Here is a 16621-nt window from a genome sequence, read left to right on the forward strand (position 1 = left end):
CTTTTTAGGTAAATAAACTTAGCTTTTTTTATCTCGCCAAGGCACAAAGACGCAAAGATATTTTTGGCAAGAGAGAAAGGTGCGGTTTAAGGAAATGGAAACGATGGTAAGAAAGTGGTAATTTCCCTTCTTGTTTGAAAAACTTTTCAGTGTAAGATGTACAATAAAACCCGTATAGTAAGGAAATAAAATTAAAATGGATTTTGGTATAGGTTTTATATCAACTAATATTATGTTGCCAATCCTAGATTTTTTCTATGGGATTGTGCCTAGTTATGGGTTTGGCATTATCGCGCTGACTTTAGTGGTACGTCTTGCGGTTTACCCTCTCAGTGCTGGTCAAATTCGCAATATGAGAAAAATGCGTATTACTCAACCTCTGATGAAAAAAAGACAAGAGGAAGTACAACGTAAATATAAAGATAATCCTCAAAAACAACAAGAGGAAATGGGCAAAATTATGCAGGAGTTTGGCAACCCTTTAGCCGGTTGTTTACCTCTGTTATTACAAATGCCCATTTTATTTGCTTTATTTGCCACTCTCAGAGGATCGCCGTTTGCCGATGTTAATTATACGGTGGATGTACAGATTTTCCCTCAAGAACAAATTGAACGTATCCAACCTCAACCATTTAGTGTTAAGGCTCAAAATGTTTTTATCAGTGATGGAGTACACCAAAAAATTACTGCTCTTTTACCCACTGGTAATAAGTTAATAGTGGGAGATACTGAACAAATTGAGTTACAAACTCCTGAAGGTAAGTCTTTGTCTGCTCTAAGTTCTGAATACGAAAATACTAATTTACAACCCCGTTGGCAAGTTATTAAAGGACAAGAAAGGGTAGAAGTAACAGAAAATGGAGAAATAATAGCTTTAGCCACTGGGGATGCCACTATTCAAGTAACATTACCCGGTATTGCCGCCGATAAGGGTTTCTTATTTATTGAGGCTCTAGGGCGTATTGGCGCCACTGGTGAAAATGGTGAGATTCACTGGGACATTTTGGGCATGATTATCTTTTTTGGGGTGAGTATTTACCTTAACCAAGAGCTTTCTGGGTCTTCTCAACCTAGTACAGGAAATGATCAGCAAAAGAGTATTAATAAAATCACGCCAGTAATTTTTTCGGGGATGTTTTTGTTTTTCCCTCTTCCGGCTGGGGTGTTAATGTATATTGTTTTGGCTAACGTTTTTCAAACTATCCAGACTTTAATTTTAATGCGCGAACCTTTACCAGAGAATATTCAAAAAATTCTTGATGATCAAATGAAAGAGGCTAAGGGTAGGGAAGCAATTCCTTTTGAGAAAAAAAGTTCTAAAAAGAAAGAGAAAACTTCAGGTTAAATAAAAGATAAGTAAAATTATGGATGAACAAATCCAACGGGGTCAGCACTGGTTACAAACTCTCCTGAAATTGATGAATGTTCCTACTGATGTACAGGTGGGCAGAATTGAGGACAATGGTCAACAAACAATTTCTTGTTGGTTGACTATGGATGAGCGTAATTTTAATGCGGATCAAATCAGTGCTTTAATCGGTAAAAAGGGGGATACTATTGATGCGATTCAATACTTAGCTAATTCTCTTTTAAATGTTAATTTAGGGGAAAATTTGCCCTGCTTTTTTACGGTGGAGTTGAATGGTTATCGTCTTGGTCGTCAGGCGGAGTTGATTGCTATTGCACAAGCAGCGGCGGCGAGAGTTCGACAAACGGGAATGCCGGAGGAAATTCGTTATTTATCTTCGGTGGAAAGGCGACAAATTCATAGTATGTTGGAATCTTCTGATGATTTAACTACAGAAAGTCAAGGTAATGAGCCTGAACGTCGTTTGATTGTTAAGTTACGTTAGTTTTACTTTTAAAATAATTAATATAATTAGAGGAAATAAATTTCCTCTTTTTTTATTGGTTTGATTAAAACAATTATTATTGAGGGTAAAAGGCGCTGATTTTATTAAAAAAGTTATCATTGATGGTGAAGGGCGCTGGTTATAATAACAAGTTAGTTAAAAAAATTGTGTCAAAAGCCTACTTTTGACCATTTGATTAGTTTATTAGATAAGTTTCCTCACTCCAATATAGTGGGATAATCAATCATCATGATCTTTAATTTTTCTTTCAAATTACTAGCTGACGGAGAAAAACTCTTATGTCAATGTTCTTTATATAAAACTTATCGAGTCATGACTAATGTGCCAGTGGATGTGGTTTGGCATCGTCTAATTAATCTGGCTGATATGTCTTGGCATCCTTTATTTGAAAAAACGAAGTTACCAAAGGGTTTAATCCCTAAACCTGGTTTAATTTTTCGGGTAGTTACTCGTTTAACACCAATTCCAATTCGGGTTTTTGTGGAAAATGTACGCCCTCGTGAATTTCTGAGTATTCGTTTATTGGCAATTCCGGGTATTGAGCAAAGAATTACTTATCACATGGAGTCCACCTTGCGTGGTAGTTATATTGTTTATTCTATCACTCTCAAGGGGTGGCTATCTCCATTAATTTGGTGGTTAATCAAGCCTTATTCGATGGAAGTTGCTTCGGAGTTGGCGAATGCGGCGGCGAAGTCTTTACCATAATAGATATTATCTGAGTGTTAATGGAAAAGTGGTGTCGTGAGGGCAAATTGACAATGGATAATTGACAATTATAAAGGTTTACCACCTCCATATAATCTTGTATTTTAACTGTATAGAGTGTTTATTTTGATCAATAATTTTTGGAAAAAAATATTTATTGACTGGAAACAATGCCTTTTTCTTTTAATTGTTGAATAAAATAATCTTCTAAGGATTCTCTTGCTAAATTCATGCTGATTAATCCAGCGCCCTCCACCCTTAAAAAAGCCATAAAATCTTCAGGATTAGACTTTAATTCACCGATACATAAATCATTTTCTTGTCTGATATTATCTAACCAATCCTGAAGCCGTAATGCAGAAATATTTTTAACGACTACCTGATAATTTTTAGTAGTGCCTAAAATGTCATCAAGAGAACCAATATTAAGTAATTCTCCCCGTCCTAAAATTGCAATTCTATCGCAAATTTTTTCGACATCAGCTAAAATGTGAGAATTAAAAAAGATAGTTTTTCCCTGCTCTTTTAGAGATAAAATAATTTGTCTAACTTGATACCGTCCCATGGGGTCTAAACCTGACATTGGTTCATCAAAAAAGACAATTTCAGGGTTATTAATCAACGCTTGTGCCATACCTACTCTTTGCATCATGCCTTTAGAATACTGCCTTAATTGTTTTTTTTGTGCGGTATTTTTAGCCAATCCGACTAAGTCTAATAACTCGATAATTCTACGCTTTTTCTCTTGACTAGGAATCTGAAATAAATCACCAATAAAGTTTAGAAATTCCCATCCTGTTAAAAATTCATAATAGTAAGCATTTTCGGGAAGATAACCTAACCTTTTTTTTACAGAATTATCTCCTAATGATTTTCCTAATAAAAAGGCTTTTCCAGAAGTGGGTTTGATAATACCTAAAAGAGTTTTTAATAAAGTAGTTTTTCCTGCACCGTTTGGACCTAATAAACCAAAAGTTTCCCCTTCAAATACTTGTAATGTGCAGTTTTTTAGCGAAGGGATTTTTTTATTTAACCAAAATCCTGTCACATAAGTTTTAGTTAAATCATAAGTCTCAACAACGGCTTTCTTATTGTTTATCTGCTTAACTTCAGTCATTATTAGAATAATTTATACGCTGAAAGAAACTACATAACTTTTGTACCAATTTTAACATCAAACTTGCCAAATAAGGGGTTTCAACCCCTCATTCAAACATTGAGATTATTTGTGTATTTATTCTTTATTCTCTTGTTTATAGCTATAATCAGCAATTACTCCGATATACAATAAATGTAAGAGGAGAAGGGCGCCCCAAATACCACTAAACCAAGTTATCCACTCCCACGACGCGCGCTGTAAATTGTGAAAAAACCACACTCCCGAATTACAGGCTAGAAAGAAAGCGACATGAACGGCAAAATTCATGCGATCATCTAATTTACGGTATTGTAGATCGTTCTGGCGATCTGGTTCTCTGGGCCAACGAGGAGGCATAATATTAACTCTAACTCAACTAACTTGACTAGATTTAGTTTACCCTGAATGAGGATGATTTTGGCAATTTCAATATCAAGATATAATCATTATGGTGATGAAATACAGAATGGTCTCACTAAATCCCCCTTTTAAAAGCAGGGTTTTTACAAAGTCGGCATTAAAACCCTTTACCCTCACCCCCAACCCCTCTCCCACGGGAGAGGGGAGTAATATTTTATTCAGATACTCTATATTATGATTAATCGTCGTTCTTTTTTAATGACATCCAGCGCCCTCCTCCTCAGCAGTTTAATTACGGGTTGTGAAAACCAAGCAGATTTAGAAATATTTTTATTACAAAATTCTATTCCTATTCAATTAATTTCTGCTTTTAAAAAAGAATTTGGTACACAAAAAATTATTAATTTACAACCACAAATAAATTTACAAAAAATTTATGATTTCCTCCTTAAATGGCAAGGTAAAACCTCAGAAAGAAAAGACAAATCTAGGTTTAAAATACCTTTTATTAACAGAGATTCAGCGCCCGATAAAATTTCTGATTTAGTAACCCTAGGGAATTATTGGTTAAAATCTGCTATTATAGAAAAATTAATCAATCCTTTAGAAACTAAAAAATTAGAAAATTGGGCAAATATTCCCCCTATTTTTCAGCAATTAGTCACTAGAAATAATCTGGGTAATTTAGATGATAATAGCATGGTGTGGGGTGCGCCTTATCGTTGGGGTTGTACCATGATAGTTTACCGAGAAGATCAACTTAATTTTAGACCTCAAGACTGGCAAGATTTATGGGCAGAAGAATTAAAAGGTAAAATTTCTTTACTAAATCAACCAAGGGAAATTATCGGTTTAATTCTTAAAAAATTAGGTTATTCTTACAATGAAGAAAATATCAATCAAATTAAGGAATTAAAAACAGAATTAGCATTACTAAATCAACAAGTAAAATTTTATGATTCTACCAACTATTTACAGCCATTAATTAATGGTGACACCTCATTAGCTGTGGGATGGTCAACTGATATTTTGCCCGTATTAAATACTCAAAAAAACCTCAAAGCAATTATCCCTAAATCTGGCACAAGTTTATGGGCGGATATTTGGGTAAATCCTATTAATGAGGCAACAAATGAAGGCAGATTAACTAATATTTATCAATGGATTAATTATTGTTGGCAGAAAAATTCAGCTAAAAGTATTAACTTATTTACTGATGGTTATTCTCCCATTCAAGCAGAAACAAAAAATAACACAAAAGCAGAAACTTTATCTTTAAATAAACTTGACAATTGTGATTTTATTGAACCTTTAAATACTGAAAGTTTAACAGTGTATGAGAGTTTATGGCAAGAAATCATATCGTAACAATGGACAATGGATAATGAACAATTGATAATTATAAGGTTTTGCTATCCTCGTATAGCAGAATTTTGCTATTATGTCGAGTTTGTTTGATCACTTACAGATAAATTAAAAATAATCTTAGCTCAATTTATTGAATGGGATACTATTGGTTCCGTGTAATTCATTACACGATGGGGAAATTGCGAAGATACAATTTTTAATAACTAATTATGTGAACTTGATATTATTTTCTCGCCAATTTCCTATGGAGGCAATTTATTGGGAGGCAAGTTATAAGTTGTCGTGCAAAATTAAGTTTTTCTCATCTTATTCTGACCCAAATTTTATCTATGGTCGTCAATATACAAAAAGATACTAATTTTTGAATCAAATTATGAAAAGGCAAACTCGTTTTTATGTGTATCCTGCCTCTAGTGTTATTTTTTTGATAATAACGGGTTTGGTGACTTTATGTGGCTTATGGTGGGGCGGTAATCAAACTTTAATCGATTTTTTTGGTAATTTTTATTTATTCCAAGAAATTCCTTCTCAGTGGTTAAGAGTCCCTCAATTTCAGCAATCTTATTTCTTATTTTTACCTACAGTTATAGTTGCCATCATCGTTACCATTACGACTAAAATATCACCCCAACAAAAGCTATGGTCAAGATGGCTAATGATTAGCATTCTATTATTATTTATGGGGCGCTATCTTGTTTGGCGTTGTTTATCTAGTTTAAATTTAATTGATCCTGTTACAGGTATTTTTAGTTTAGCTTTATTGGCAATAGAATTATTTTTTGTAGCTAGTCCTTTGTTACAAAATATATTGATGTTAAAACTAAAATTTCGTAATCATCAAGCTGATAAAATGCAACAAACTGTTATAATAGGGCAATATCAGCCTAGTGTCGATATTTTAATCCCTACTTATAATGAACCAGCAGAAATTATAAAAAAAACGATTATTGCTTGTCAAAATATAGATTATGATAACAAAATAATTTATCTTTTAGATGATGGAGATCGCCATGATATAGCTAAATTAGCTTGTCAATTAGACTGTGAATATATTACTCGCTCTGATAATTTACACGCAAAAGCTGGTAATCTAAATCATGCTTTAGAATTAACTAATGGTGAATTAATTGCTGTTTTTGATGCTGATTTTATGCCCCAGCGCCCTTTCCTCAGTCGCACCGTTGGGTTTTTTCAAAAAGCAAAAATTGCCCTTATACAAACTTATCAAAGTTTCTATACACCTGATCCAGTGGCGCGTAATTTAGGTTTAGAAAATGATTTTCCTCCCGATGTGGAAATTTTCTCTCGTCATTATCAAGTCATCCGTGATAGTTGGGGGAGTGCGCTGTGTTATGGTAGTTCTTTTGTAGTCAGAAGACAATATTTGATGGAAGTAGGGGGATTTTGTCAAAATTCCCTCAGTGAAGATTATCATACGGGAGTAAAATTGGCGGCGCAGGGTTATGAAGTGATTTATCTCAATGAGAGTTTAAGCGCTGGGTTAACTGCAGAAAATATTTTTGGACATATTCGTCAGCGACAACGGTGGGCGAGAGGTACAATGCAATCATTATTTATCCCTGAAAATCCCCTCACTATCAAAGGGTTAAGTTTTGGGCAGAGATTAACTCATTTTGAGGGTATCATGCAATGGTTTACTAGCCCGTTAAGGATTTTAATTTTCTTTTTACCTCTTGCTTATACGGCTGGAATTATTCCCATCAAAGCAAGTGTTTCTGAGATTATTTATTTTGTTTTACCTTACTATTTTTTACAAGTAGGAACTTTTGCTTGGCTTAATTTTAAGAGTCGCTCGGCAATGATTTCAGAAATATATAATATCATTACAACTTTTCCAGTAGCTTGGGAAATTGTGCAAACTTTAATCACTCCTTTTTCGTCTATTTTTAAAGTTACTCCTAAAGGTACAAAATCAGATAGTTATTATTTTAATTGGTCTTTAGCGACTCCTTTATTTTTTGTTTTTGCTGTTAATATTGTCAATCTTATTAGTATTATTGGCTTTATTAAAGCTGGTGTTTTAGGAGAATTTAATACGGCGGGAGGTATTGGTTTAATTTTATTTTGGAATGTTTATAATATAGGGATTATCGCTCTCAGTTTGTGGGCGCTATTGGATGTGCCGAAGCCTGAAAACTATCAATGGTTCAAAGTTTGTGAATCAGCGAAAATTATTTATAATGGTTATATTTATGACACGATAATTACTCAAATTTCTGATCAGGGTGTTGAAATTAAACTTAATTTTAGAGCAAACTTTAGAGCAGAAGATAATTTAGAAGTTATGATGGATAATTTTTGTGTGAAGGGCGCTGTTTCTTCCGTCAAATACCATCATACCTATAGTCTGTTGAAAATTAATTTTGAGCTATCCAATTTAGCACAATTTCGCCAGTTAATTAATAAAATTTATGGTCAAAATAATATTTGGTCAACCATGACGACTCCATCGGAAATAAAGACTGTTTATTTTTTGTTTAAGTCTCTATTTACTACTCCAATTAAGTGGTTATATTTTCAATCAAAATTAAGAAAAAATCTACCGAATAGTGTATCAACTAATCTAGGTAATTCTCAAGTAAAGATTAATACTTTCAGTGAAAAATAAATAGGGCTTGAGGAAAAAGTAAAGTCATGAGGGCAAATTGACAATTGATAATGGATAATTGACAATGATGAATCAAAACTTCTGAGTTATGTCAAGTCCGCTCATAACAAAAAGTGTCATAAATTGACTTTTTTCTCTAAAAATACTCTATTTTTTCCATCCGAATCAAAAATAATTGATACAAATGAGCAATTTATGAAAAATAACTATTTGGCTAAAGTCTTAAATTTATAAGCATTTCACCTGAAACCTGACACCCGAAGCCTGACACCTCCCCTCACCAAAATACTTTTTCAGCAAACCCTATTTAGGAAAGCCTAATTATTTTAACGGCACAGGCTTTTAATTCTGGTTGCTTAGAATCAGGGCAGGAAATCGAGTGAGTTAGGGCATTTGCCTCAGTATTTTCCGCCCATAAATTCCCCCAGTGCATTGGTACGAATATTGTACCAACTGTAATGCGATCAGTAATTTGGATTTTAAATATTCCTTCTCCGCGGCGAGAAATTACTTTAACCATTTGCTCTTTTTCTAAACCTAATTCTAGGGCATTTTTGGGGTTAATTTCTAATAATGGTTCAGGGTACATCTTTTGTATTTTCTCAATTCTCCCCGTGCGCGTCATGGTGTGCCAGTGTCCATATAATCTTCCGATAGTTAAAATTAAAGGAAATTCCTCATCGGGCAATTCGGCTAAACCTTTTGGGTGATAGGCTAAGAATAAAGCGCGCGCCGTCCCAGTATAAAATTTAAAATCAGTATAAAGTCTTTTGCCGTATTTATCCTTAACTGGATCGCTATTTTCTGGAAAGGGCCACTGCATCGCACCATATTCTGTTAAGATTTCATGACTTAAACCAGACATATCACAGGGGCGATTTTTAGTAGTTTGTACATATTCCCCATATACCTCCCCTGAGTTGGCAAAATTGAAATATTTTTCATAACCTAATCTTCTACCTACCTCAGCAAAAATTTCCCAATCTGCTTTGGCTTCTCCCAGCGCCCTCCGACTTTGCGGAGAGAGGGTGACAACTCGCTCAGAGTTAGTCATCGTACCAGTTTTTTCACTCCACTGACAAGCCGGTAATAATAAATGGGCAAGGGCGCTGGTTTCCGTAGGATAATAAGCATCTTGATAAACGGTAAAAGGAGATAGTTTCAATGCTGGTTGGGCGCGCCGTAAATTAGGCATACTAACGGCTGGATTAGTTGCCACAATCCATAACAAACCAACTTTACCTTGTTCTAAATCCGTAATGATTTGCCAAGCATCCTTACCTACCTGCGGAGAAATACTTTGAGGCGGTAACTGCCATAATTCTTCCAATTCTTGACGATGTTGAGGATTTTTAACACTGCGATAACCCGGCAAAATATGAGCTAACCCCCCCGTTTCGCGCCCTCCCATGGCATTAGGTTGCCCCGTTAAAGAAAAAGGTCCAGCGCCCTCCCTCCCTATCTGTGCCGTCATTAGGTGTAAATTAATAATATTTCGAGCTTTTGCCGTGCCTTCCGAAGATTGATTAATACCCATTGACCACAAAGATAATACATTCTCTGACTCTAACCAAAAACGAGCAGATTTTTCTAAATCTTCCCTACTAATCCCACACAGAGAAGCCACCACATCAGGGGTATAACCCTTAATAACCTCTTGATATTCTGCAAAACCATCCGTATGATTATCGATAAAATCCTGTTTAATGCCCCCCCAGCGCCCGATCAAATGCGCCATACCATGAAGTAAATATATATCACTACCCGGATTAATAGCTAAATGTAAATCAGCGCCCTCCGCCGTTTTCGTGCAACGAGGATCGACTACAATCATCTTAGCCTTGGGATTACCCTTAATTTGTTTGTACAAACGATTAAACACGATAGGATGACACTCCGCCGTATTACTACCAATAATAAAAGCACAATCAGTATAATCTAAATCCTCATAATTGCAAGGTGGCCCATCCACCCCAAAACTTTGGCTATAAGCCGATACTGCCGATGACATACATAAACGAGAATTACTATCAAAATTATTAGTACCCAAACAGCCTTTAAGTAATTTTTGAGCAACGTAATAATCTTCCGTTTGCATTTGCCCTGAGCCATACATACAAATGCTTTCTACTCCCAAACTATCCCTAGCAGTGATAATTTTTTCGACTATTAAATCATAAGCAACATCCCAACTAATCCGCTCAAAATCATCATCCAATGACTTACGATAAAGAGGATATTGTAAACGATCTTTATCCAACGATTCCAGAATAGTAGCGCCCTTCACACATAACATTCCCTGACTAGAAGGGTGATTGCGATCGCCAATTATTTTAGATTGTTGACCTTTCGTAACGATTTCCAAACCGCAACCGACACCGCAATATGGACAGAGGGTTTTTGTGGACATTTTCTACAACTGATACTCAAATCCTTAAAGAAGATAGTCTAAAGGTCTTTAATGTAATATTTTGTAACTTTAACTACTATTTATTCCTATTTCTAGCAACTCATGCAATTAGTGAATGCACATTAAGCATGAATTTAATCGATAATTGACAATGGATAATGAAAAGTAGATAATTAGGTGTTGATAAAACAGTTCAACGGCGAGGGCAACCTGATACATAAAATCTTTTTTGTCTTTATGAGTAAAAACGATATTTTTCACCAGTTACGAAAACATCAAAAGACTTTGCAAGATTATGGAGTAAGACGATGTGGTTTGTTTGGTTCATTTGTGCGAGGGGAAGCAACACAAAAAAGTGATATTGATTTGCTAGTAGAGTTTGATCCCTCATTAAAAACTTTTATGAATTTTATGAATTTATGCTTTTTCCTCGAAGAATTATTTGAGCGTAAGGTAGATGTATTGACTCCAGAATCTTTACAGCGCTTTTCTAATGAATAAACCACATTTTTTATGTCTCGCAAAGTCGCCAAGTCGCAAAGAAGAATGCTAAGTGTGGTTTAAAGAAATGAAAATTGCTGTAAGTCCTATTTTTGGGCATAAGATTCTGGCGGAGGTGGAATATGTCTCATTCTCTTGAGGATTATTTAGGGTTTAAGCATAGGATAAGAGACAAAAAATAGGAAAAAACAACACTGTTAGGACAAAGATAGCATTAAAAAAACAAAACAACAGATATTACAGTGAGAAAATAAATTCTTCTAATTTTTAATTATCCATTATCAATTGTCAATTACCCTCACTACATCACTTTTTTATTAACTCCTAATTACTGAGCTTATGAATTATTTTTTTGAATTTGAATCAGATTTTGTAGAATCATTGCGGTGTATTCCCATGATAGTCAGAATGAAATTAGACACCTGCGGAGTAAAACTAAAATTATTTCACTGGCATCAATTTTCACAATTAGAAAGAGAAACAGTTGTAAAAATGCCTTGTGAAATAGAAACAGATATTAATAATTATCGAAGATTTGTACAAGATTTAGTCATAGCAAAAACAGGGGAACCAGCGCCCTCCCTTCCAGTTGAAAAAGAACCTGCATGGCATAATAAGCAGACAATTCCTGAATCAGTGCAAGAAAAAGCTCAAGAATTTGATGTTAAAATCTCTATAGAAAAGTGGCAAAAATTAACACCATTACAAAGATTTGCTTTAATAAAATTAAGTCATCCTAGCCATGAAAATCGCAATTTTTTACCAGCGCTAAAAGAATTTAATTTACTTTAGTATTTTGCCCTCACCCCTAACCCCTCTCCAACCCTCCCTTACGAAGGGTGGGAAGAAAAAAAGTCCGTAGGGGTTGAACAATGTTCAACCCATCATCAATTATCAATTATCAATTGAACCACACCCTAAGTATAATAAAAGTTAGATGAAATAGTAAAAAAAATAATTAAAGTGACCGTAACACCCATCAAAACCACCACAAAATCAGTTATAGTACCCGATAACTTTGGACGCTTTGGCAAATATGGCGGAAAATATGTTCCCGAAACCCTCATGCCAGCGCTCAGTGAATTAGAAACCGCTTTTTATCAATATAAAAACGATCCTGATTTTACCAAAGAATTAAATTATCTTCTCAAGGATTATGTCGGCAGGGCAAATCCCCTTTATTTTGCCGAAAGACTAACCCAACACTATCAAACTGAGAAGGCATCCCCTCAAATTTACCTGAAAAGGGAAGACTTAAACCACACCGGCGCCCACAAAATCAACAACGCCTTAGGGCAAGTATTACTGGCGAAAAGAATGGGCAAACAACGTATTATTGCCGAGACGGGCGCTGGACAACATGGAGTAGCTACGGCGACGGTGTGCGCTCGTTTTGGGCTAGATTGCGTCATTTATATGGGTGTGGAAGATATGGAGCGTCAAAAGCTCAACGTGTTTCGGATGCGTTTGTTGGGCGCTAGAGTACAACCAGTTTCCGCTGGAAATGGTACGTTAAAAGATGCCACTTCCGAAGCCATTCGAGATTGGGTGACAAATGTAGAACATACCCACTATATTCTCGGTTCTGTAGCAGGTCCTCATCCTTATCCCATGATGGTGAGAGATTTTCACGGAGTAATCGGCAAGGAAACTCGCGCTCAATGTTTGGAAAAGTGGGGCGGTTTACCTGATATTCTCCTCGCTTGTGTGGGCGGTGGCTCTAATGCCATGGGCTTATTTTACGAGTTTGTGGGTGATGGTGGAGTGCGCTTAATCGGCGTTGAGGCGGCCGGTAGTGGGGTTAATTCGGGGAAACACGCCGCCACCCTTACCGCCGGACAACCGGGGGTATTACACGGCGCTATGAGTTACCTATTGCAAGATAATCAAGGGCAGGTAACAGAGGCGCACTCCATCAGTGCCGGGTTAGATTATCCGGGTGTAGGACCAGAACATAGTTACTTGAAAGATGAAGGTAGGGCGGAGTATTACAGCATCACAGATCAAGAGGCTTTAGATGCTTTCCAGTTGGTTTGTAAATTAGAAGGCATTATCCCCGCACTAGAAACTGCCCACGCCTTTGCTTACCTTGAAACACTTTGTCCTCAGTTAGAAGGGCGTGTGTCAATCGTGATTAATTGTTCTGGGCGTGGTGATAAAGACGTGCAAACCGTTGCCAAACATATTGAAGGCATTGACCTATAGGATAATTAATGGACAATTGACAATGAGTAATTATCGGATAAGGCTTTTGTCATAAATAAGGGTTGAATTTTGTTCAACCCTTGAAAACCTTTGCGCCTTCGCGCCTTTGCGAGAGATAAAAAACTTATTCCTCAGAATTTTTAGCCATTTTAGAACCACGACGGCGTCTAGCGCGCACCACCGGTCGATCACCCTTGAGAGCTTCTTCTATGACCATTTGCGCAATGGTTTGAGGTTCGCTAACAATAGTTACCGCCTCTACTTCTGGGGTGATAACTTTTGGCTCATCATCCTCAATTTCCGTATATTCTTCCTCAATTTCTGCTAAACTTTCGCTATCTTCCAAAGATAAAGATGGTAATTCATCTTTACTATCAAGGGGAATATCGATATTTTCATCAGAAGAAAAAATAACCGTATCTTCTTCTTCTTCAGTCTCGTCCGTTTGATTACCCTTATCGGTGGGATTTTGTACATAAACCAAAACTGATTTAGGGTCTTTAAATTCGCGCCCCAAATGAACCAAGGGAGACACCCCCATCATGGCATAAATATCCTGCTCTGCTTCTGTCATCTCCACGATTACTTTTTCAAGGATAGCTTCATCTCGACGGGAAGTGCGCTGGGGTAGATAACTACGCTCTTTCCTTTCTGGTTTTGACTCCGTTTGATTACCCTTATTTCCTTTACCGTTGGTTAAAACCAAGTCTTCTTTTGGTTCATCCAAACGACGACGACGGCGCCCGTTTTGTGGCTCTAATACCTCGTCTTCGTTATTAGTTTCTTCAATAATAACCAATGGTTTTTCATCAATAACTGGTCTTTCTACACCCTTATTAATAATCACCGGTTGCCCGTAGGTGTTCAGGTTGAGGGGCGCTGATTGTCCGGGTAAATTTGCCACAATACCTAAACCACCGCAATGGGAGCAAGTCTGTCCGAATAGTTCATAAATATTCTGCCCCTGTCGTTTACGAGTTAATTCCACCAATCCCAACTCGGACAACTGAGCAATTTGAGGCGCTGCTTTGTCATTTTTCAGCACTCGGTTAAAATGTTCAATTAATTTCAGTTTATCTTGGCGACTATCCATGTCGATAAAGTCCACAATGATAACACCACCAATATTACGAAGTTTTAACTGTCGGGCGATTTCTGTGGCTGCCTCGGTATTTGTCCAAGATACGGTTTCCCTTGAGGTGGCAGAATGGGTGAAAGAACCAGAGTTTACATCAACAACGGTTAATGCTTCGGTAGGCTCAATGACGATATAACCTCCTGATGGTAAGTCAACTCTAGGTTTGAGAGCTTCTTTGATGGCGCTACTGATGCGGAAATGATCCAAAATAGGAGTATAACCCTGATGACATTCAATGATTACCCCTTGAGGGTGACGACTAGCATTCCAATCATTAAGTTGTTTTTTCACTCGCTTAACGCTGTTGTCGCTATCCACCACGATGCGATCTACTTCATCGCTATACATATCCCGCAATACTCTCTGAATAAAATCATCATCTCGGTTGAGGAGGGAGGGCGCTTTAACCGTATTCGCTTCCTGTTGAATTTTATCCCATTGTTTTTGCAGAAAATCTAAGTCTTCAAGGATATTTTCCTCCGCTTTTCCTTCTGCTTCCGTGCGCACCAAAAGCCCCATACCCGGAGGCTTAGAAAGAATACACAGCGCCCTCAACCGATTTCTTTCCGCCTCATTTTTAATACGACGAGAAAGACTAACACCTCTGCCGTAAGGCATTAACACCAAATAGCGCCCCGGCAAACTAATATTCCCCGTCAAACGAGGTCCTTTATTGCTAGTAGGCTCTTTCATCACTTGTACTAACACTGGTTGCTGAGGGCTTAATAACTCAGTAATCGCCCCAGATGTCTTGCGCAAACGTAATGGTCCTAAATCTGAAACGTGGATAAAACCATTCTTATCAGCACCACCAATATTAACAAAGGCTGCATCTATTCCTGATACGACATTTTCAATTTTGCCTAAATAGATGTCTCCCACTTGTTGACTTCCTGTAGCTACGACTAATTCTTGAACTTGATTTTCGGCAAATACCGCAGCAATCTGATTTTTTTCTGCAATGATTATTTGTTTTGACATTCAATACTCCTCGAAAAATTTAAAATTCTGATCATTCTTTGTTTCTTACACACAGTTAAACTATCAAGTAAATTTGCAACATTAATTGTGGTTTTTATTTTGGTAAACTAACAAGGAAAGTAAGGTAATCTAGTTCCTTTTTAGATCATTCTTTTTATACCAATTTAATTATGTTGATTTACTTGTTTTGAAATTAAGAGAAAATATAAAATACACCGCTACAACCTAATCTTTAAAAAGAATTAACGTTGAGTAATTAACATCTTTTACTCAGTTATTATAGCGTGTTTCATGATTATAAGGTACATTTATTGTTTCTTATTTTCCCTCTTATCCTACTTCAAAAAGGCGAGAATACTAGATGCTTCACTTTTTTTCGGTGAGGATAGAGAAGGATTATTTTGTACGCTATAAAAATGATGATTGCTATATACCTTTTTATTCATATTTAAACAACATTTTTTAGAAATATTTAGTCTTAATCTTTATTCCTAAAATAATGCTGATAATGACTGTATATCTAAATTTAAACTGATACCTTGTCATAGAAATTATTAGATTATTGGTAGTTACTGCTATCTCTTGATTAATGTTTGAAGTGTAATCACTTCACATATTCCTGAGCGAATGGGGGATAATGCTAATTAAAAAATAATTGTTGATTAAGACTATTTAGTTAGAAAGCAATCTTTGCTCAAATATTTTTTAACACCCCACCTTAATAATGTCAATTAGAGTAGGAACTGAATATTTTATTAATTGATTGACATCATTAAAACTAAGTCTGAATGAAAAAAGTACAATTTATAACAATGTTATTGATCATCGGCACTGATGTTATGTTTTATTTAGTAGTCACCCTAACCAATTATTGATTCAGGCAACAAAAAGATTTTTGACCAAATCACACTTAAATTTGATCGATATATATTAACAATCATGGGCTTTTATACCCTGACTGAGGTTATTAACTAATAATACCACTCAATCAAGTTGTTGTGAACTAATGTAGTTGACAACGGGTTAATTAGCCATGCTGAATCTAATTTTTATCGAAGAATAAAGGGTTTAAAACCTCGTCTTTTAAGACGTAAGCAAATTCAATAGTAGTCCAAGCTATTTTAAAATTTGCCTTTGCCCCTTGCCCTTTGCCCTTTTGACTAAGTGTTGCAACACATTGTACCATAACTTTATGATCATATTTTCTTTTTTATCTTGAAATGTGAGTGAAAGACCCCCGTTGAATTTCTCAACAAAAAAATACCCACTGAAATCAACGGGGGATGTAAACGAACCAACAAAAAAATCG

Annotated in this window: 13 protein-coding genes; 8 read left to right on the forward strand and 5 right to left on the reverse strand. The window is 36.1% G+C overall.

The annotated features are described in order from the left end of the window. Nucleotides 1–196: 196 nt before the first annotated feature. The 3 genes from yidC (at nt 197) to IGQ45_15000 (ending at nt 2582) form a co-directional block, all read left to right on the forward strand. The gene (gene yidC / locus IGQ45_14990) at nt 197–1345 is read left to right on the forward strand and encodes a membrane protein insertase YidC (GenBank protein MBF2058477.1); all 1149 of its coding nucleotides are present in this window, start codon (nt 197–199) and stop codon (nt 1343–1345) included. 19 nt (nt 1346–1364) lie between these two features. Then, nucleotides 1365–1853: an RNA-binding protein gene (locus IGQ45_14995; GenBank protein MBF2058478.1), complete on the forward strand. Its 489-nt coding sequence runs from the start codon at nt 1365–1367 to the stop codon at nt 1851–1853. A 249-nt stretch (nt 1854–2102) separates the two neighbouring features. Further along, nucleotides 2103–2582: an SRPBCC family protein gene (locus IGQ45_15000; protein ID MBF2058479.1), complete on the forward strand. Its 480-nt coding sequence runs from the start codon at nt 2103–2105 to the stop codon at nt 2580–2582. Between the two features lie 154 nt (nt 2583–2736). Here the strand turns inward: IGQ45_15000 and IGQ45_15005 are convergent, their stop codons facing one another. Beyond that, complete coding sequence (locus IGQ45_15005; protein ID MBF2058480.1) at nt 2737–3699, reverse strand: ABC transporter ATP-binding protein; 963 nt, start codon at nt 3697–3699, stop codon at nt 2737–2739. A gap of 117 nt (nt 3700–3816) precedes the next feature. Then, nucleotides 3817–4077, reverse strand: coding sequence for a 2TM domain-containing protein (locus tag IGQ45_15010; GenBank protein ID MBF2058481.1), 261 nt, complete (start codon nt 4075–4077; stop codon nt 3817–3819). Between the two features lie 237 nt (nt 4078–4314). On the opposite strand from IGQ45_15010, the gene IGQ45_15015 reads away from it, so the two are divergent. Continuing rightward, on the forward strand, nt 4315–5448 hold the full coding sequence (locus tag IGQ45_15015; GenBank protein ID MBF2058482.1) for an extracellular solute-binding protein: 1134 nt from the start codon (nt 4315–4317) through the stop codon (nt 5446–5448). A 373-nt stretch (nt 5449–5821) separates the two neighbouring features. Beyond that, nucleotides 5822–8077, forward strand: coding sequence for a glycosyltransferase (locus IGQ45_15020; GenBank protein MBF2058483.1), 2256 nt, complete (start codon nt 5822–5824; stop codon nt 8075–8077). Between the two features lie 307 nt (nt 8078–8384). On the opposite strand, the gene IGQ45_15025 is transcribed toward IGQ45_15020, so the two are convergent. Beyond that, nucleotides 8385–10487, reverse strand: a complete 2103-nt coding sequence (locus IGQ45_15025) for a nitrate reductase (protein ID MBF2058484.1) — start codon at nt 10485–10487, stop codon at nt 8385–8387. A 237-nt stretch (nt 10488–10724) separates the two neighbouring features. Here IGQ45_15025 and IGQ45_15030 point away from each other — a divergent pair, with 237 nt between their 5' ends. The 3 genes from IGQ45_15030 (at nt 10725) to trpB (ending at nt 13193) form a co-directional block, all read left to right on the forward strand. After that, complete coding sequence (locus IGQ45_15030) at nt 10725–10988, forward strand: nucleotidyltransferase family protein (protein MBF2058485.1); 264 nt, start codon at nt 10725–10727, stop codon at nt 10986–10988. A 339-nt stretch (nt 10989–11327) separates the two neighbouring features. Then, nucleotides 11328–11780, forward strand: coding sequence for a nitrate reductase associated protein (locus IGQ45_15035; GenBank protein ID MBF2058486.1), 453 nt, complete (start codon nt 11328–11330; stop codon nt 11778–11780). Nucleotides 11781–11951: 171 nt separating this feature from the next. After that, entirely contained in the window at nt 11952–13193 is a 1242-nt protein-coding gene (trpB, locus tag IGQ45_15040) for a tryptophan synthase subunit beta (GenBank protein MBF2058487.1), read from the forward strand. A gap of 124 nt (nt 13194–13317) precedes the next feature. On the opposite strand, the gene IGQ45_15045 is transcribed toward trpB, so the two are convergent. After that, entirely contained in the window at nt 13318–15312 is a 1995-nt protein-coding gene (locus IGQ45_15045; GenBank protein ID MBF2058488.1) for an Rne/Rng family ribonuclease, read from the reverse strand. Nucleotides 15313–16354: 1042 nt separating this feature from the next. After that, nucleotides 16355–16498 carry a hypothetical protein gene (locus tag IGQ45_15050; protein ID MBF2058489.1) on the reverse strand — a complete coding sequence of 48 codons (144 nt, stop codon included), beginning with the start codon at nt 16496–16498 and terminating at the stop codon, nt 16355–16357. Between the last annotated feature and the right edge of the window lie 123 nt (nt 16499–16621).

The organism is Cyanobacterium sp. T60_A2020_053 (assembly GCA_015272165.1).
In the GTDB taxonomy this organism is placed as follows: Bacteria; Cyanobacteriota; Cyanobacteriia; order Cyanobacteriales; family Cyanobacteriaceae; genus Cyanobacterium.